Origin of the sequence: Arcobacter sp. AHV-9/2010, assembly GCF_004116575.1 — a bacterium.
Classification (GTDB): domain Bacteria; phylum Campylobacterota; class Campylobacteria; order Campylobacterales; family Arcobacteraceae; genus Aliarcobacter; species Aliarcobacter skirrowii.
The window spans coordinates 144,019-162,869 of record NZ_PDKH01000003.1 but is presented as its reverse complement, the minus strand read 5'-3'; the positions used below and the strand labels follow the sequence as shown (position 1 = coordinate 162,869).

Sequence of the window (18,851 nt, the reverse complement as noted above, 5' to 3'; positions counted from 1 at the left end):
CAAATGGCAAAAAATACAATGACTTTTACAGATAACAGAACTGGTAAATCTTATGAGTACAATATTATTGATGGTACAAGAGGACCAAGTGTTGTAGATATTTCTACTTTTTATAAAGACTCTGGAATGTTTACATTTGACCCAGGATATACTTCAACAGCAGCTTGTGAGTCAAAAATTACTTTTATTGATGGTGAGAACTCTGAATTAAAATATAGGGGAATTGATATTGCTGATTTAGCTGGTAAACACTCATTTTTAGATGTATCATATCTGCTAATGAATGGAAGATTACCAACTAAAGATGAGTCAAAAAATCTTGATTTAGAGATTAGACATAGATCATTTGTTGATGAGGGAATTATTAGACTATTTGATGCACTTCCAGATAGAGCACACCCAATGGCAACAATGGCATCTGCAACAATGGCACTATCTGCATTTTATAAAGATCATTTACATTTAGAAGATGAAGATGAGTATAGAACAATGCAAAATAGAATTATGGCAAAAATGCCTACAATTGCAGCGATGGCTTATAGAAATTCAATTGGAACACCACTAATTTATCCAGATATTAATAGATATTTCACAGAAAACTTCTTATATATGTTAAGAGCATATCCAGGTGGGAAAATGAAATATTTAGGAAATGGTAAAAATCAAGAGATTTCTCAAATAGAAGTTGATGCACTTGATGCTATTTTAACACTTCATGCAGACCATGAACAAAATGCTTCTACAACAACAGTTAGAAATGTTGGATCAACAGAAGCTCATCCATATGTTGCAATAGCTTCTGGTATTTCAGCACTTTGGGGAGCAGCTCATGGTGGAGCAAATGAAAAGGTTATGGATCAATTAAGAATGATTGGTGATGTTAAAAATGTACCTTCATTTATTGCAAAAGCAAAAGATAAAAATGATCCATTTAGACTTATGGGATTTGGACATAGAGTTTATAAAAATAGAGATCCAAGAGCTGAAACATTAAAAGGGCTACAAGTAAAACTAAGACAAGAGTTAAAGCTTGATTCTAAACTTTTAGATATAGCTGCTGCTGTTGAAGAAGCTGCTTTAAGTGATGATTACTTTAAACAAAGAGGTCTATATCCAAATATTGACTTCTACTCAGGAGTTATTTTAACAGCACTTAAAATTCCAGTAGAGATGTTTACACCAATATTTGTTATAGGAAGAACTCCAGGATGGATTGCTCAATGGGCAGAGTTCAAAAGAGATCCAAAACATAAAATTGCTAGACCAAGACAATTATATACAGGTAAATAAATAATAAGGGGATATGAATTTATGGCTGATCAAGTTAGTATAACAATTAATGGAGTTCAATTTCAAGCTACTAAAGGTAGCTTGTTGATTGATAAATTATTGGATGAGAAAATCCATATCCCTCACTTTTGTTATCATCAAGCGTTGGGAAAAGATGGAAATTGTAGAATGTGTATGGTTGAAATAGAGGGTCAAAAAAGACCTCAAATTGCATGCGATACACCAATAAAAGATGGAATGGTTATAAGAACAAAGGGTTCAAATATTGAAAAAGTTAGACGAGATATTTTAGAACTTGAACTTATAAATCACCCAATTGACTGTCCTACATGTGACCAAGCAGGAGAGTGTAAACTTCAAGATTACTATATGGAATCTGGATTTTATGCTTCAAGAGTAAATCTTGATTATAAAAATAACGCAAACAAAAGAGTTGATTTGGGTTCAAATGTGATGCTAGATCAAGAGAGATGTGTTTTATGTCTTAGATGTGTGAGATTTTGTAAAGATATTACAAAAACAGGTGAGTTAGGTGTAATTAGTAGAACTGACCACTCTGTAATTGGAACTTTCCCTGGAAAGCCACTTAATAACCCTTATGCTATGAATGTTGTTGATTTATGTCCAGTTGGAGCATTAACAAGCAAGGATTTTAGATTTAAACAAAGAGTTTGGTTTTTACAAAGTTTTGAGGCTATTTGTAATGGTTGTTCGAAAGGGTGTAATATAAGTGTAGATCATAGAAAAGAGAAATATAAAGATGATATGATTTATAGATTTAGACCTAGAGTAAATAAGGCAGTAAATGGTTGGTTTATGTGTGATGAGGGAAGATTGTCTTATCATAATGAATCAAATAATAGATTCGAAACAGCTTTAATAAATAATAGTGAATCAAACATTTCAAATACTATTGCAAATATCTTCAAAGAGTTATCTACTTCAAAAGATATTTTGATGCTTTTAAGCCCAAATCTATCTTACGAAGAGATGGCAAATTGTAAAAAATTGTGTGAAAAATTAAATATAAAATTAAGTGGTTACTCTCCAAACAGTTATGATGAGAGTTTTGCTGATGATTATTTAAGAAAAGCAGATAAAAGTGCAAATAGAGCATCATTTAAAGAGTTAAATATTGATGAAACTAAAGAGTATTTTGAATCAGCTTTAAATAGCTCAAAAACTATATTTATTGTAGAAAATAGTTATTTCGAAAATAATTTAGAGGCTCTAAAAGATAAAAAAGTAATATCTTTATTTTCTCATAACTGTTTAACAATAGCAAAATCAAATATAGCTTTAGGTGTTGCATCTTTTTATGAAAAAAGCGGTACATATATAAATTGTGATGGAATTAGACAAAAAGTTGTTTCAAAAATAGATAGAAATAAGCCTATGAAAACTATAACTACAATTATAGAAGATATTAAATATATGATTGAGAAGGGAACTATATGAGTAATACAATTATTATTCTAGTAAATATTATCTTAGCCGTAGTTCTTGCAGTTGGACTTACTCCTGTTTGGGTTTGGTGGGAGAGAAGAATTGCTGGATTTATACAAGATAGAAGTGGTCCAAATAGATGTAATATTGGACCTATGAGATTAGGTGGACTAATTCAGGCTTTAGCAGATATGTTAAAGCTTGTTTTTAAAGAGGATTTTACTCCAGCTCATGTAAGACATAAATTCTTTTTTACAGTTGCTCCTGTTGTTGTTTTTATGGCTTCTTTTTTGACTTTTGCAGTTATTCCTTATGCAGATGTTTTAGTTATTGATGGTGAAGCTCATACAATGCAAGCAATTCCAACAGAGCTTGGAATTATGTGGTTTTTAGCATTTGCAGGACTTAGTGTTTATGGAATTATTCTTGGTGGTTACTCATCTGGAAACAAATATGGACTTTTGGGATCTATTAGAGCTTCAGCACAAGTTATATCTTATGAAGCTGCAATGGGATTATCATTGATTTCTATAATTATCTCTTACGGTTCAATTCATCTAACTGATATGGTAAATGCACAAACAGGAACTTATCTTGGAGTTATTCCAATGTGGGGAATTTTTATTCAACCACTTGCTGCAATAATCTTTATAGTTTGTTCATTTGCTGAAACTAATAGAGCACCTTTTGACTTAGCAGAAGGTGAGAGTGAGATTGTTGCTGGATATCACACTGAGTATAGTGCTATGAAATTTGGACTTTTCCAAGTTGGTGAATATGCTGCTATGAGTGCTTCAAGTGCACTAATAGTAACTTTACTTTTTGGTGGATATCAAATCCCTTGGATGGATACAGCTTCTATAAAAGAGAATATTGATTATGTGATTATGGCACTGGTTATTCTTCTTCCAATTAAAGTATTTATATTTACAAGATGGATGAAGAAAAATAATAAAGCTGTAGGAAATGATAGAAGTAGAGAAAAAGAGACAAAAATTTTAACTTTTGTTTTCTGGACTTTATGTTTAGGTGTTGTAGCACTTTTAATTTCATTTTTAACAACAGGTCTTGGAGAAAATGGAGTTAATATTGCAACAGCAGTTATTCAAGTTGGAGTATTTTTAACAAAATTCTTTTTAATGGCATTTGTATATATTTGGGTTAGATGGACACTATTAAGAGTTAGATATGATCAACTTCAAATGTTAGGATGGAAAGTTTTAATTCCATTAGCACTTTTAAATATAGTAATAACAGCAACTTTTGTTGTGGTAATAGGAAATTAATATGGCAGTAAAAGTAGTACCAAGATATGGAAAATCGTTAAAAGATAAGTTATTTCTTCCAGCAATTGCTGGAGGAATGAAGACAACTTTCAAACACTTCTATAAAAATTTAAAAGATCTTGATAACTTAAATACTTTACAGTATCCAGAGGTTCAACCAAGTGATATTACTGAAAGATATAGAGGTGTTCATAGACTTACAAAGCATGATGATGGAAGTGAAAAATGTGTTGCTTGTTTTATGTGTGCAACTGCTTGTCCAGCTGAGTGTATCTTTATTGAAGCTGAAGAGAGATTTGATGGAGTTGATGAAAAAAGACCAAAAGAGTTTAAAATAGATCTTCTTGAGTGTGTATTCTGTGGATATTGTGTAGAGGCATGTCCTTGTGATGCTATACGAATGGATACTGGAATTTTTTCATTTACAGCTTCTACAAGAGAAGAGTTTGTACTAGATAAAAAAGCTCTTATGAAAAATGAGAGATCAAAGGATTTTGAATAATGGCTGATATAATTTTTATTGCTTTAGCATTTTTTGCAATTACAGGTGCAATTGCTATGCTTGTATATAAAAGCCCAATGTATAGTGCATTAGGACTTCTAATTACAATGTTAAGTATTGCTGGAATGTTTGCACTTTTAAATGCAACACTACTGTTTATGGTTCAAATAATAGTTTACGCAGGGGCTATTATGGCGCTACTGTTATTTATTTTGATGTTCTTAAATATTAAAGATGAAGATCTTCCACAAGAACCAGCAAAATATAAATTAATAGCTTTGGGTGTAGCTTTAATGATCCCTTTAAATATCTTAGTTTTAAAAGCTGTTTCAAATCTTCCAGCTAAGGATTTGTATCCAATAGAAAATAGTGATTTTGGAGATATAAAACCTGTTGGAATGATACTTTATAATGAGTGGATTATAGCATTTGAATTAATCTCAATTCTTCTATTAATTGCTCTTGTAGGTTCTGTTGTTCTTGCTAAAAAAAGAGATACAAAACTAATTTCAAAGGGGGATGAATAAGATGATGACACTAAATTCATTCGCATTTTTATCAATGATACTTTTTTCACTTGGTGCAATTGGAGTAATTGCTAGAAGAAATATATTTGTTGTTTATATGTCAATTGAACTTATGTTAAATGCAATTACACTATTTTTAGTAACTTTTGCAAGATACTATTTTGATATAGATCCACAAATTATAACTATTATGGTTATATCAATTGCTGCTGCTGAGGCTGCAATATTTTTATCTGTAATTATTCTTCTATTTAGAGCTAAAAGATCACTTGATACAGATATCTTTACATCTTTATCTCAAGGAGAAAAAAGATGAGTACAAATTTACTAATATGGATAATCTTAGCACCACTTATTGGTGCAATATTAAATGGTGGTTTATACTTTTATAGTATTAAAAAACAAAAAGTTTCTGAACTCTATTTTGCAGCTATTGGAACAGTAACACCATTTATAGCATTTATCATTACACTTTGTCTATTTTTGAATATGGTAAGTGAAAATATAGTTTATAATCAATACCTATTTACTTGGTTAAATATTGGTTATTTAAATATTGATATGGCTCTTTTGGGTGATAATCTATCAATTTTTATGTCAATGTTTGTTACATTTGTTGGTTGGTTAATTCATATTTACGCAGTTGGTTATATGAGAGGTGATGAAGGATTTGGTAAATTCTTTGCTTACTTTAATCTATTCTTAGCATCTATGTTAATTCTAGTTCTTGCTGATAACCCAATTATTTTATTTATTGGTTGGGAAGGTGTTGGAGTTTGTTCATATCTTTTAATTAAGTTCTATTATGGAAGTAAAGAGAATGTTGAAGCTGCAAATAAAGCATTTATAGTTAATAGAGTAGGGGACTTTGGATTTTTACTAGGAGTTGCTGCGCTATTTTTTGCTTTAGGAGAAGTTGATCTATCTTTCTCTTCAATTGAAGAAAATTTAACAAATATTTCAAATGGTTGGTTAGTGGTAATTGGTATATTACTATTTGTTGGAGCAATGGGTAAATCAGCTCAAATTCCACTATATACTTGGCTTCCAGATGCAATGGCAGGTCCAACTCCAATTTCAGCACTAATTCACGCTGCTACAATGGTTACAGCTGGGGTTTATATGGTTGCAAGATTTCACTTTTTATATAGTGGAATTGAAGAGATTGGAATTTTTATTGCATATATTGGAGCATTTTCAGCTCTGCTTGCAGCAGTTATTGCAACAAGACAAACAGATATTAAAAAGATACTTGCTTACTCAACAATGAGTCAATTAGGTTATATGTTTATAGCTGTTGGTTTAGGTTTTTATGCAAGTGGACTTTTCCATGTATTTACACACGCATTCTTTAAGGCAATGTTATTTATGGGAGCTGGAGGAGTTATTATTGCACTTCACCATGAGCAAAACATATTTAATATTGCAAAACATAGAGCAAAATTACCAATTATATCTGCAACATTTTTAATTGGTGTTATTGCAATATCAGGAATTCCTCCATTTTCTGGATTCTTCTCAAAAGATACAATCTTAGCAGCAGCATTCCAAGAGGGTCAATATTTAATTTATGGTTTAGCACTATTTACAGCATTTTTAACAGCATTTTATATGTTTAGATTATATTTTATTGTATTTGTTGCACCAAATAAAAGTGCCCATAAAGATTATGTTTATACAAGCAGAACAATTACATTTCCATTAGTAATTCTTGCAATTGGAGCAGTTGGAGCTGGTTTTTTAAACTTCCCAGCGGTATTTGGTGGAACTCATTTAGTTGATACATGGTTAAGCTCTCTTAACTCAAAAGCAATTACTCTATCTCATAGTACAGAGTATATACTAATGGCACTTTCAGTAATAGTTGCTGCAAGTGGTATATTTATTGCTTATAAGAAATATGCAAATTATGATTTAGATAAACCAGAGTTAGAGACAGGATTTATTGGAAGAAAACTTTATGTTGATGAGCTTTATGATTTACTATTTGTAAAAACTACAAAAGCTCTATCAAGATTTATTGATAAAGTTGTTGACGATAAAATTATTGATGCCTTTATTATGAAGTCTTCAACAAACTTTGTTGAGATTGGTAAAAAAGTTGCATTAATTCAAAATGCAAATGTACGATTCTATGCAGCATTTATGCTAATTGGAATGGCTTGTATATTTGTATATTTATATATTTCATTAGGGTTATAATATGAGTGCAGATATTCTTTCATTTATTATATTTTTACCAGCTGTTGTAGCAATTGGATTAATGATTACTACAAAAGATGTAAATACTATTAGAAATATAGCATTTTTAACAACAACTGTTATTTTAGCGCTTGTATTAAAAATCTATATTGAGTTTGAACCAAGTGCTGGTATGCAGTTTGTTACAAATGTATCTTGGATAGAAACATATGGTATTAATTACTATATTGGATTAGATGGTTTCTCTTTAACAATTCTTATGATGATTGCAATTTTAATTCCAACATCATATCTTCTTTTATGGGAAGGAAAAACTAAAGGTTATTGGATAAATATGCTTTTAGTTCAAACAGGAGTTACAGGAGCACTACTATCACTTGATGTAATTTTGTTCTACTTCTTTTGGGAGATTATGCTTCTACCAGTATTTTTAATGATTGGTCAATATGGATTTGGAGATAAAGTATTTACAACTATTAAAGTAACAGTTTATACAATGGCTGGATCACTTTTAATGTTAGTTGGTATTTTATATCTTGGAGTTGCTTACTTTAATGAGTTTGGAGTTTGGTCTTTTGCTTATGATAACTTAATGATGGTAACAGAGCTTGATAGATCAACTAGAGTTTGGTTGTTTTTAGCATTCTTAGCTGCATTTGCTATTAAAGTTCCACTTTTCCCACTACACACTTGGATTATGGAGACATATAAAAATGCTCCAACAGGTGCTGTGTTTTTACTATCATCAATAATGGCAAAATTAGGAGTTTATGCAATTGTTAGATTTTTAATTCCAATTTTCCCAGATGTTTATGTTGAATATGCGACTTGGTTTGTAGTTCTTGGTCTATTTGGTTTGGTATATTTTGGAGTTGCAGCGCTTATGCAAGATGATATTAAAAGAATGTTTGCATACTCTTCAGCTTCTCACTTAAGTTTTATTGCTGCTGGTATATTTTCACTAAATAGTTATGGTATTAATGGAGCACTATATTTAGTAATTGCTCATGCAATTGCAACTGGAGCACTATTTTTGCTTGTTGGTTTAATGCAAGAGCAAACTGGATTTAAAACAATTAAAGATTTAGGTGGAATTGCGAAAAAAGCACCAATATTTACATTTATTTTTGCAATTATGCTTTTTGCAAATGTTGGACTACCTGGAACAAATGGATTTGTATCTGAACTTCTAATTATTTTTGGAGTATTTAATTTTAACCCTTATTTAGGAGCAGTTGCAGCACTATCAGTAATTATTGGAGCTTCATATATGTTATGGATGTTTCAAAGAGCAATATTACAAGATAGACCAGAAGGTTCAATTGAACTTAAAATGAGAGATTTAAAAATCAAAGAGATTATTGGATTAATTCCGTGGGTTATTTTAGTGTTTATAATGGGTGTTTATCCAGAGATTTTTATTGATAAATTTGAACCAACAGTTACTCACTATTTACAAGATATTTTACAAATTGGAGCAACAAAATGATGAGTGAATTTATATATTTAATGCCAACTTTGTTGGTATTGTTTGGAGCTATTACACTACTTTTTATGAGTATGTATGAAAATATTACTATAAAGAGCCATATATTTGTATCATCACTTTATTTAGTTGTTGCTTTGGTATTTGCACTTTTTAATGTAAATACACTATATTCAGTTCAACCATATGAAGGATTTTTGAATAATGTATTAACATTTGATACTTTTTCAAACTTCTTTAATATTCTTCTAATTTTAGGAACACTTCTTACAATTTTAATTGGTGAGCACTACATTCAAAATAGAAAATATTTTAAAGGTGAATTCTTTAGTATTTTGTTATTTGCTCTATTTGGAATGATGGTTTTAGCACAAGCAAATGAACTAATAACTGCATTTATTGCATTAGAAATTGCATCATTTAGTGTTTATATTATGGTTGGATACAATAGAGATGACTCTAAAAGAGTTGAAGCAATTTTTAAATACTTAGTTTTAGGTGCTTTTATTGGAGCATTTTATCTTCTTGGAACAGTATTAGTTTACGGAGCTGTTGTAAGTACAAACTTAGCTGATATATACAGTTATGTTTTAAATCCAAATAGTCAAACTTTACCATTAGTTTATATAGGATTAACACTAATTTTATTTACATTTCTATTTAAAATTGCTGCATTTCCATTCCAATCATGGGTACTTGATATCTATAGAGGTGCCCCAATGGTTATTACAGCATATATGGCATCAACATTTAAAATTGCAATTTTCTCATTCTTCTTAAGAGTTATGCTAGAGTACATATCTCCAATAGTTGATTTTTGGGATGGAATATTACAAGTAATTATTATATTAACACTAATTTTTGGAACATGGTTAGCAATCACTCAACAAATAGTAAAAAGAATGTTAGCAGCTTCATCAATTGTTCATACAGGATATTTACTACTAGCATTTTTAGCATTAACATATGCGGATGATAAAATTATAAATATTGATGCTGCTTATGCAATAATGTTCTATTTAATTGCTTATCTGTTATCAGCTCTTGGAACTTTTGGTTTAGCATCACATATAATTTCAGATACAAATGCAAAAGTTACTTATGATGACTTTAAAGGTTTAGCAAAACAAAGACCATTTTTAGCAGCAATGATGACAATATTCCTTTTATCACTTGCTGGAATTCCAGGAACTATTGGTTTTATAGGAAAAATTTATGTATTTACAGAGACTATAAAAGCTGGATATATTGCTCTTGCTGTTTTAGCAATAGTTGCAACAATTATCTCTATGTATTACTACTTAAGATTAATTGCAGTTATGTATTTTTATCCTGCAAATAGTGAGTGCATAAGTCAAGAGTTTGATGATAGTAGAGTTTCAACTTATGCAACACTTTTCGTAGCTATTCTAACAGTGATTGGAGGAATTGGATCTGCTATTGTATTCTTTATACCTGCATTAAATATTGATACATTAATTAATTTTGCACAAGTAGCAGTACAATCTCTTTTTCTAAAATAGAGTATAATTTTTACACACTTATTAAATAAACATTTAGCCTTTAATAGGCTAAATGTAACTTTTCTACAATCTTACAGATAAAACCGATAAAATAACATTTACTTGATATATATTAAATCTATATTTAGATATTATTATGTGTAAAAATTAAATCTTGAAGAAAGGATAGGATATGAGTGACCTAATAGAGGGTTATTTAGGAAAAACAACAGAAGGTAAAAAGAGCAGACTTCCTGCAAAACTTGATTTTATTCAAAGTTTTACAGGTGGATTTTTAGCTCTATTTATGTGGGCACATATGTTACTTGTTGCATCAATTTTAGTGTCAAATGATTTTATGTACCAAGTTACTAAATTATTGGAGGGTAGTTTTATATTTGAAGGTGGAAATCCACTTTTAGTATCTATTGTTGCTTTAATTATTTTTATTATTTTTATAGTTCATGCTGCTTTAGGTATGAGAAAATTACCAGGGAATTTTAAGCAGTATCAAGTAATAAAAGCTCACTCTAAAAGTATGGGTCATGATGATACAAAACTTTGGTTTACACAAGCATTTACAGGTTTTGCAATGTTCTTCTTAGGTTCAGTGCATTTATATGTAATTATGACTCATCCAGATCAAATAGGACCATATGAAAGTAGTGCTAGAGTTTGGGATGAGTATATGTGGCCACTATATATTCTTTTACTATTAGCAGTTGAATTCCACGGAACAATTGGTTTATATAGACTTTGTGTTAAGTGGGGATGGTTTGATGGTGAAAATCCAAAAGCTACTAGAAAAGCACTTAAAAAAGTTAAATGGGCTTTAACAGTATTTTTCTTAGTTTTAGGATTTGCTTCACTAGCAGCTTATATGAAAATCGGTTATGAAAACTCTAAAAATAATATTCCAAGAGATTCATTCCAGCCGTCTGCTAAAATTATGAATTATGAAATGAAAACTAAAAGTGTTGGAGGAATCGCATAATGAAAATTAATTACTGTGATGCATTAGTAATTGGTGGAGGACTTGCAGGTCTTAGAGCTGCTGTTGCTGCACAAAAAAAAGGTTTAAGTACTATTGTATTATCTTTAGTTCCAGTTAAAAGGTCTCATAGTGCTGCTGCTCAAGGTGGTATGCAAGCATCTTTAGGTAACTCTAAAATGAGTGATGGTGATAATGAAGATTTACACTTTGCAGATACTGTAAAAGGTAGTGACTGGGGATGTGATCAAGAAGTTGCTAGAATGTTCGTACACACTGCACCAAAAGCTATTAGAGAGTTAGCAGCTTGGGGGGTTCCTTGGTCAAGAGTTGAAAAAGGTACTAGAGAAGCTGTTATAAATGCTAAAAAAACAACTATTACAGAAGATGAAGATAGACACGGACTTATTACTTCAAGAGATTTTGGTGGTACTAAAAAATGGAGAACATGTTATACAGCTGATGCAACTGGACATACAATGTTATTTGGTGTTGCAAATGAAGCTTTAAAACATAATGTTGATATTAGAGATAGAAAAGAAGCTATTAGTTTAATTCATGAAGATGGAAGATGTTATGGGGCAGTTGTAAGAGATTTAATTACAGGTGAATTAGAAGCTTATGTTGCTAAGGGAACTTGTATTGCAACAGGTGGATATGGAAGAGTATTTAAACAGACTACAAATGCTGTAATTTGTGAAGGAACAGGTGCTGCTATTGCACTTGAAACTGGAATTGCAACATTAGGAAATATGGAAGCAGTACAATTCCACCCAACTCCAATTGTTCCATCAGGAATTTTATTAACAGAGGGTTGTAGAGGAGATGGTGGAATCTTAAGAGATGTTGATGGTCACAGATTTATGCCAGACTACGAGCCAGAGAAAAAAGAGTTAGCATCAAGAGATGTTGTATCAAGAAGAATGATTGAACATATTAGAAATGGAAAAGGGGTACCTTCACCTTATGGTTACCATGTATGGTTAGATATCTCTATTTTAGGTCGAGAACATATTGAGAAAAATCTAAGAGATGTTCAAGAGATTTGTCAAATATTCAACGGTATTGATCCAGCTGATGAGGGTCCAAAAGGTTGGGCACCAGTTCTTCCAATGCAACACTACTCTATGGGTGGAATTAGAACTAAACCAACAGGAGAATCTCAAAACCTAAAAGGTCTATTTGCTTGTGGAGAGGCTGCTTGTTGGGATATGCACGGGTTTAATAGACTTGGAGGAAACTCAGTTTCTGAAACAGTTGTTGCTGGTATGATTATTGGTAACTATTTTGCAGATTTCTGTTTAGAAAATGATGTAACAATTCCAACTTCTGTTGTGCAAAAATTTGTTGATGAGCAAGAAGCATATATTGATGAGATTTTATCTTACAATGGAAATGAAGATATCTTTAAAATCAAAAATAGAATGAAAGAATTAATGGATGAGAAAGTTGGTATCTTTAGAAGTGGTGAACCACTAAAAGAGGCTGTTGAAGAGTTAAAAGAGCTTTTAGCTAAAACTAAAAAAATCAGAGTTAAATCTAAAGAGAGAGCTGGAAATCCAGAACTTGAAGAAGCATATAGAGTTCCAAAAATGTTGAAAGTAGCACTTTGTGTTGCTAAAGGTGCAAGAGATAGAACAGAATCAAGAGGTGCTCACTATAGAGAAGATTATTTAATGAGAGATGATAAAAACTGGTTAAATAGAACTTTAACATCTTGGCCAAATAAAAATGATATGGAACCAACTATAACATATGAACCACTTGATATTATGAAAATGGAGATGCCACCAGCATTTAGAGGTTATGGTGCGAAGGGTATGATTATAGAACATGAGGCATCTGCAATTAGACAAGCTCAAGTTGATGAGATTACAGAAAAAATGCAAAATGAAGGTAAAGATAGACACGCTATTCAAGATGCATTAATGCCATTTAATTTACCAATGAACTACAAAGAGAAAAACGAAAGAGCAGGAGATAAATAATGAGCGCACAAAAAGGTAGAGAAATTACAATTTCAGTTCTTAAATATAATCCTAGAAGTAAGGTTTCAAAACCTCACTTTGTAGAGTTTAAATTAGAAGAGACTCCAGGTATGACTCTTTTTATTGCATTAAACTTAATTAGAGAAAATTATGATGCTGATTTATCTTTTGACTTCGTATGTAGAGCTGGAATTTGTGGAAGCTGTGGAATGATGGTAAATGGAAAACCTGCACTTGCTTGTAGAACACTAATTGCAAACTATCCAACTGGAAAACTACAATTAATGCCAATGCCTGCATTTGAATTAATCAAAGATTTATCAGTAAACACTGGTAAATGGATGGATGCTATGAGTAAAAGAGTTGAGTCATGGATTCACTCAAATGAAGAGGTTGATATCTCAAAAATGGAGCAAAGAGTTGATCCAAAACTTGCAAACGATACATTTGAGCTTGATAGATGTATTGAGTGTGGTATTTGTGTTGCTTCTTGTGGAACAATGCTTATGCGTCCAAACTTTGTTGGACCAGTTGGATTAAATAGAATTGCAAGATTTGATATAGATCCACATGATAACAGAACTGCTGAAGATTTCTATGAATTAGTTGGAGATGATGATGGAGTATTTGGTTGTATGTCATTAATGGCATGTGAAGACCATTGTCCAAAACATTTACCACTACAAAACAAAATTGCTTACTTAAGAAGAAAATTAGTAGCACTAAGATAAAAATTTATGAGAGTTTTACTCTCATAAATCCAAATAATAGAAAAAGTTAAATATCATATTTAAATGGTATTTAACTTTTTTTATTTTAGGAGAGAAGATGAGTTTAGCAAGTGACTATTTTTTACTTTATCATGGATTAGTATTTGAAAAGAGTTTGGATTTAGAGCCTTTAAAAGATAATTTAGATGATAATCATTTAACAATTTTTGCACTTATAATTTGTGCAAATAGAAAGAACTATGATAAGTTTATAAACTTGGAATCATTTAAAGATTTATGCAGACAGCTAGATATAAAAACTCCAACAAGTTTAAGTGAGTTAAATCATATTCAATATGAGATTGTTGATAAGATTGCAAAAAATAGTACAAAAAATAGTTTAGATACTATTCATAACTCTCTTTTATACTTAAAAGATCAACATATAATAAACCAAGAGAGTTACACAAAACTTACTTCACTATTTGATTACAAAGAGTTAAATTTAAATATTGAAAAGATTGATACGAAAGAAGAGATTGAAAAAAGTTCATATAAAGATTTAAAAGCCAATTTTGAGAACTTAATAAAAGATTTACAAGAGTATATAAAAAGTAGTGAATTAAAAGATGAGCTTGAAACTATTAATGAGTATTTAAATAATCAAAAATTTTCTATTGGAATAACAGGTGTTATGAATGCTGGAAAATCAACTATGTTAAATGCTTTAATGGGCAAAGAGATTTTAGGAAGTGCAGTTGTTCCTGAAACAGCAAATTTAACTATCGTAAAACATAATCCTACTCCAAATGCAAAAGTCTTTTATTGGGATAAAAAAGAGTGGGAAAAGATTGAAAATAGTGCAAAAAATTTAGAGAGTATGAGAGAGTTTGTTGAAGAGACAAAAAGAGTATTTAAAGATGATTTAAAAAATTATATAAAAGATGTGTCAAGATTTGATGAAGTTGATATAAATGATTTAAAATCTTATACATCAGCAGATCATAGTGGAAAAAAATGTAATCTTGTAAAATATGTAGAGTTGGGGGCTGATTTAAAGTTTTTAAGTGATGGTATTGAAATAGTTGATACTCCTGGACTTGATGACCCTGTAATTCAAAGAGAGGAGATTACAAAAGAGTATATAAGTAAGTGCGATATGATGTTGCACCTTATGAATGTATCTCAAAGTGCAACATTAAAAGATGTTGAGTTTATAATTGATGCTGTTTTATATCAAAATATCTCTAAACTATTAGTTGTAATTACACGAGCAGATACTGTCTCTAAAAAGAGTTTGGAAGAGGTTATAAACTATACAAAAACTTCAATTCAAAGACAACTAAAAGCACAAAATAAAGATTCACAACTTGACCATATTTTAAAAAGTATAAAATTTATTCCAATATCTGGATATATGGCACTTCTTCATAGAACAGGTAGAGAAGAGGAGGCTTTAAAAGCTGGATTTAAAATCGAAGATACTGGAATTTTAGATATTGAGGATTATTTATACGATTCACTTTTTGGTACAAATTCACAAAAAGGTGATTTGGTAATTCAATCAACAAAAACTCAACTCTCAAGACTATTAGAGAAACAAATAAGCTTCTTTAACTATGAGTTAAAACTTCTTGGAAAATCAAAAGATGAACTAGAAATTGAACTATCTGAGCTTAAAAAGAATAAAGAGAAAAAACAAAGAGTTTTATTTAGTATAAAAGAGGATATAAACTTTTATAAAAGTGATGCAAAGAACTATATAGAATCACTTGATACATTTTTACAAAGTGAGTTAATAGAGCTTCAAAATGTTGTAAAACAAAGAGTTATAAATGATGTTAGATATAGTTTCCAAAAAGATAAAAAAAGAGCTGATGAACAAAGAGTTAAAACAATAGTTCAAACAGCTATTAAAGATGGAATTATTGATATTATTAGAGATTATAGATATAAATTTATAAAAAAATCTCAAACAATTGGTGAGCAGTGTGAACAAAAATATCATGATTTAGGATTTACTTTAGGACACAAAAATGATAATTTTGATGCTAGAGGATTTTTCCAAGATGATTTTAAAAGTGGTTTTTTAACTTCAAGTAATGAAGTATTGGTAAATTTAATTGTAAAAGAGACAAATAATTCAAAAGAGTCAAAATTAAATGAACTAGAAAGAGCTTTACAAGATGTTATAAAATCAGAGTTTGAACCAATTGTAAAAGATATTCAAAGTAAAGCAAAATCTTTAAGCCAAGTATTAATTGATAACTTCTTTAAAACTTTAAACACTCCAGTTATTGCTTATGAACAGAAGATAAAAAATGATGAAGCAACTTTAGAAAAAGAGATACAAAATTTCAAAGAAAATGATGAAAATAGAGCTAAAAATTCAGTTTTAATACATCAAAATATTAAAAAACTAGAGTCAATATTAGCAGATATTAAAGGATTAAATTAATGAGTGCAAATTTAAATATCTTAAAAAATTTTATTGAAGAGTATAATCAAAATCTTAGCGATAAAGAGATTGTTTATGAAGATGGATTAGTTGGAGAGATTAAAAAAACGATAGATAAACTTTTGGATGAGAAGTTTTTACCATCTAGTGAATTAAAAACAATTTTAAACAAACAGATTCGTCGTGCTAGATACCCAATGGAAGTTGCAATTACTGGACAATTTAGTGCAGGAAAATCGACTTTTTTAAATGCACTTTTATCTAGAAATATTTTACCAACAGGAATTACACCTGTTACTTCAAAAGTAAATTTTATAAATTATGGAGATGAGTTTAAATTAAAAATAACTTACTACTCAGGAGCAACAGAGTATGCACCAATTGAGAGTATTGCTGATTTTACAGATCAAAGACAAGATGATATGAAAAATATCAAATACTTAACACTTTATGCTCCAATGCCAATTTTAAAAGATATCTCATTTGTTGATACTCCAGGTCTTAATTCACAATCACAAAGTGATACAGATGTTACAAGAAGAGTTCTAAAAGATGTTGGTGGAATTATATGGCTTACACTTATTGATAATGCTGGAAAACTATCTGAAGCTCAAGTTTTAGAAGAGTATATGCAACACTTTAAAAATAAATCTTTGTGTGTTTTAAACCAAAAGGATAAATTAACACCACAGCAAGTTGAGACAACAACAAACTATGTAAAAGATAAATTTAGTAAATATTTTGCAAAGGTTGTCCCAATATCTGCTATTAAAGCTTTAAAAGGAAGAGCTAGTCATAAAGATATATTAATTGAAGATCAAAATAGAGATTTTATAAATAGTTTAAAAAATGAGCTTAAAGATGCCAATGAGAGCAAAATTGACTCTTTATTAAGAGAGTATAAAAATAGTATTAAAAATATAAAAAATAGTGATACAAGTGATAATACAAAACTTCTTGAAGAGTCAAATATTCAAGAGGTTTTAGATTTTATTAACAATTCAATAAGACCACAAGCAGCTGAAGCAAAAGAGTTTGCAATTAAAAAAGATTTAAGAAGTTTTTGTGATATTTTAATAAAAGAGTACGAGACAATTTTAAAAGTATATGATGCTTTAGTTGAAGTTTTAACTAACACAGAAGAGAAAGTTTTAAAAGCTTTTGATGAGATATTATCAAAATACTCAAAAGATCTATTTACAATATATAACTCACTAATTTCAGTTATGGAAAAAATAGCTCATGAAACATTTAAAAATATCAAAACAAAAAAAGCTTTTAGATTTGATGAGTCTAAAAATTTCTTTGGCGAAAAGATAGAAAAAGTTGAATATGAAACTTATTGGATAGATTCAGATGCAGTTTATAAAGCCCTTTTTTATGATGACCAAACAATTGATAAGATGTTTAAGCGTTCAATTAAACTTCTTAAAAATGTTGAATTAGATAGTGATGAGGCGTTTAGAGATGTTTATAGAATGATTAGAAATGATGTTGTAAATTGGCAAGAGCCTTATGAGCTTATAAGAAAGAATAGAGAGATTGCATCTGATGCTGAGTTCTCAAATACAAGACACTTTGCAGCAAAAGTTTATGAAAATGTTTTAAGAGAGTATCATAAAGCAATATTAGAGAATATTTCAGCTTTAAGAAAGAAATTTGCATATTTTAATGGAGCTTTGTCTTATTCATATATTCAAACAACACAAGCAACTATTGCTCATTTTGAGCAACAAATTATTGAAAGTGAAGAGCTATATAAAAAAGAGCCAACTAGATTTTCAATCTCTCATCCAAGAGAAGATGAGATAGTTGCAAAATTAAAAGCAAATTTTGCATTTGAAAAAATAGAGGATTTTTTAACATCAAAAAGAAACTATCTATTTAAAATTATAAAATACTCTAAAGAGCAATATTTAGAGATAAATCAAGATAGAATAGAGTTTGTAAAAAATAGAAAGAATCAATATTTAGAAAAAATTAAAGATTTAGAAAAGATAAAAAGTGAGATTTAAATGATAAAAAATATATTAAAAAATCAAAAATATATAGATATCTCTTCAAAAAATATAAAAGAGTCTATAGAGTTTTTACTTGAAGAGAAGATATATTTTGGAATAGTTGCAAATATTAAAAATATTAGTTTTAATCCAAAATTACCAGAAGATGTATTAAAAAATTTAAATGAGTACTCACTTTTTTCATTAGCTGGTTATACTTTTGAATCAGCATATACTAATGAGAGTGAATTATTCTTTGAAGCTGGATTTGGGCAAGATAATTTTGGAAGTCTATTAAAAGTACCATTTCAATCAATATTTCAAATAATTGTGGATGAAAATATATTAGTCTTAAATTTATGCGCAACTATAGAAAAAGAGAACAAAGAACCAAAGAAAAACTCTTTTGATGTTTTTAAAAACAATCCAAAAAATAGAAGATTTAATTAAAAAATAGTTTTAA

At 29.7% G+C, this 18,851-nt stretch carries 15 protein-coding genes; all 15 read left to right on the top strand.

Going from position 1 to position 18,851, the window contains the following annotated elements:
* The first annotated feature begins 3 nt into the window (after positions 1–3).
* The 15 genes from CRU94_RS06410 (at position 4) to CRU94_RS06340 (ending at position 18,838) form a co-directional block, all read left to right on the top strand.
* A complete protein-coding gene (locus tag CRU94_RS06410) occupies positions 4–1,290 on the top strand; it encodes a citrate synthase (RefSeq protein WP_129105957.1) in 1,287 nt (428 codons plus the stop codon).
* Positions 1,291–1,311: 21 nt separating this feature from the next.
* Entirely contained in the window at positions 1,312–2,748 is a 1,437-nt protein-coding gene (locus CRU94_RS06405; protein ID WP_129105956.1) for a 2Fe-2S iron-sulfur cluster-binding protein, read from the top strand.
* Positions 2,745–4,022 (top strand): complex I subunit 1/NuoH family protein, encoded by a 1,278-nt coding sequence (locus CRU94_RS06400; RefSeq protein ID WP_129105955.1) that lies wholly within the window; start codon positions 2,745–2,747, stop codon positions 4,020–4,022. Before CRU94_RS06405 ends, CRU94_RS06400 begins: the two co-directional genes overlap by 4 nt.
* Before the next feature lies 1 nt (position 4,023).
* Entirely contained in the window at positions 4,024–4,524 is a 501-nt protein-coding gene (locus CRU94_RS06395) for a NuoI/complex I 23 kDa subunit family protein (RefSeq protein WP_129105954.1), read from the top strand.
* The gene (locus CRU94_RS06390; RefSeq protein ID WP_129105953.1) at positions 4,524–5,051 is read left to right on the top strand and encodes an NADH-quinone oxidoreductase subunit J family protein; all 528 of its coding nucleotides are present in this window, start codon (positions 4,524–4,526) and stop codon (positions 5,049–5,051) included. The genes CRU94_RS06395 and CRU94_RS06390 overlap by 1 nt, the downstream gene beginning before the upstream one ends.
* Position 5,052: 1 nt before the next feature.
* Positions 5,053–5,367, top strand: a complete 315-nt coding sequence (gene nuoK, locus CRU94_RS06385) for an NADH-quinone oxidoreductase subunit NuoK (protein WP_129105952.1) — start codon at positions 5,053–5,055, stop codon at positions 5,365–5,367.
* A complete protein-coding gene (gene nuoL / locus CRU94_RS06380) occupies positions 5,364–7,253 on the top strand; it encodes an NADH-quinone oxidoreductase subunit L (protein ID WP_129105951.1) in 1,890 nt (629 codons plus the stop codon). Before nuoK ends, nuoL begins: the two co-directional genes overlap by 4 nt.
* Before the next feature lies 1 nt (position 7,254).
* The gene (locus CRU94_RS06375) at positions 7,255–8,742 is read left to right on the top strand and encodes a complex I subunit 4 family protein (protein ID WP_129105950.1); all 1,488 of its coding nucleotides are present in this window, start codon (positions 7,255–7,257) and stop codon (positions 8,740–8,742) included.
* Complete coding sequence (locus tag CRU94_RS06370) at positions 8,742–10,262, top strand: NADH-quinone oxidoreductase subunit N (protein WP_129105949.1); 1,521 nt, start codon at positions 8,742–8,744, stop codon at positions 10,260–10,262. Before CRU94_RS06375 ends, CRU94_RS06370 begins: the two co-directional genes overlap by 1 nt.
* A gap of 172 nt (positions 10,263–10,434) precedes the next feature.
* Positions 10,435–11,235 (top strand): fumarate reductase cytochrome b subunit, encoded by an 801-nt coding sequence (locus CRU94_RS06365; protein ID WP_129105948.1) that lies wholly within the window; start codon positions 10,435–10,437, stop codon positions 11,233–11,235.
* Entirely contained in the window at positions 11,235–13,220 is a 1,986-nt protein-coding gene (locus tag CRU94_RS06360) for a fumarate reductase flavoprotein subunit (RefSeq protein WP_129105947.1), read from the top strand. Before CRU94_RS06365 ends, CRU94_RS06360 begins: the two co-directional genes overlap by 1 nt.
* Positions 13,220–13,951: a fumarate reductase iron-sulfur subunit gene (locus CRU94_RS06355; RefSeq protein WP_066160114.1), complete on the top strand. Its 732-nt coding sequence runs from the start codon at positions 13,220–13,222 to the stop codon at positions 13,949–13,951. Before CRU94_RS06360 ends, CRU94_RS06355 begins: the two co-directional genes overlap by 1 nt.
* 97 nt (positions 13,952–14,048) lie before the next feature.
* On the top strand, positions 14,049–16,388 hold the full coding sequence (locus CRU94_RS06350) for a dynamin family protein (RefSeq protein ID WP_129105946.1): 2,340 nt from the start codon (positions 14,049–14,051) through the stop codon (positions 16,386–16,388).
* Positions 16,388–18,403 carry a dynamin family protein gene (locus CRU94_RS06345; protein WP_129105945.1) on the top strand — a complete coding sequence of 672 codons (2,016 nt, stop codon included), beginning with the start codon at positions 16,388–16,390 and terminating at the stop codon, positions 18,401–18,403. Before CRU94_RS06350 ends, CRU94_RS06345 begins: the two co-directional genes overlap by 1 nt.
* On the top strand, positions 18,404–18,838 hold the full coding sequence (locus CRU94_RS06340; RefSeq protein WP_129105944.1) for a hypothetical protein: 435 nt from the start codon (positions 18,404–18,406) through the stop codon (positions 18,836–18,838).
* Positions 18,839–18,851 lie beyond the last annotated feature (13 nt).

Bases quoted from the DNA above. Each gene is read 5' to 3' on its own strand.
- CRU94_RS06375 (WP_129105950.1), top strand. From the start codon at position 7,255: ATGAGTGCAGATATTCTTTCATTTATTATATTTTTACCAGCTGTTGTA.
- CRU94_RS06400 (WP_129105955.1), top strand. From the start codon at position 2,745: ATGAGTAATACAATTATTATTCTAGTAAATATTATCTTAGCCGTAGTT.
- CRU94_RS06390 (WP_129105953.1), top strand. From the start codon at position 4,524: ATGGCTGATATAATTTTTATTGCTTTAGCATTTTTTGCAATTACAGGT.
- nuoL (WP_129105951.1), top strand. From the start codon at position 5,364: ATGAGTACAAATTTACTAATATGGATAATCTTAGCACCACTTATTGGT.
- CRU94_RS06355 (WP_066160114.1), top strand. From the start codon at position 13,220: ATGAGCGCACAAAAAGGTAGAGAAATTACAATTTCAGTTCTTAAATAT.
- CRU94_RS06395 (WP_129105954.1), top strand. From the start codon at position 4,024: ATGGCAGTAAAAGTAGTACCAAGATATGGAAAATCGTTAAAAGATAAG.
- CRU94_RS06345 (WP_129105945.1), top strand. From the start codon at position 16,388: ATGAGTGCAAATTTAAATATCTTAAAAAATTTTATTGAAGAGTATAAT.
- CRU94_RS06410 (WP_129105957.1), top strand. From the start codon at position 4: ATGGCAAAAAATACAATGACTTTTACAGATAACAGAACTGGTAAATCT.
- CRU94_RS06350 (WP_129105946.1), top strand. From the start codon at position 14,049: ATGAGTTTAGCAAGTGACTATTTTTTACTTTATCATGGATTAGTATTT.
- nuoK (WP_129105952.1), top strand. From the start codon at position 5,053: ATGATGACACTAAATTCATTCGCATTTTTATCAATGATACTTTTTTCA.
- CRU94_RS06360 (WP_129105947.1), top strand. From the start codon at position 11,235: ATGAAAATTAATTACTGTGATGCATTAGTAATTGGTGGAGGACTTGCA.
- CRU94_RS06365 (WP_129105948.1), top strand. From the start codon at position 10,435: ATGAGTGACCTAATAGAGGGTTATTTAGGAAAAACAACAGAAGGTAAA.
- CRU94_RS06405 (WP_129105956.1), top strand. From the start codon at position 1,312: ATGGCTGATCAAGTTAGTATAACAATTAATGGAGTTCAATTTCAAGCT.
- CRU94_RS06370 (WP_129105949.1), top strand. From the start codon at position 8,742: ATGAGTGAATTTATATATTTAATGCCAACTTTGTTGGTATTGTTTGGA.
- CRU94_RS06340 (WP_129105944.1), top strand. From the start codon at position 18,404: ATGATAAAAAATATATTAAAAAATCAAAAATATATAGATATCTCTTCA.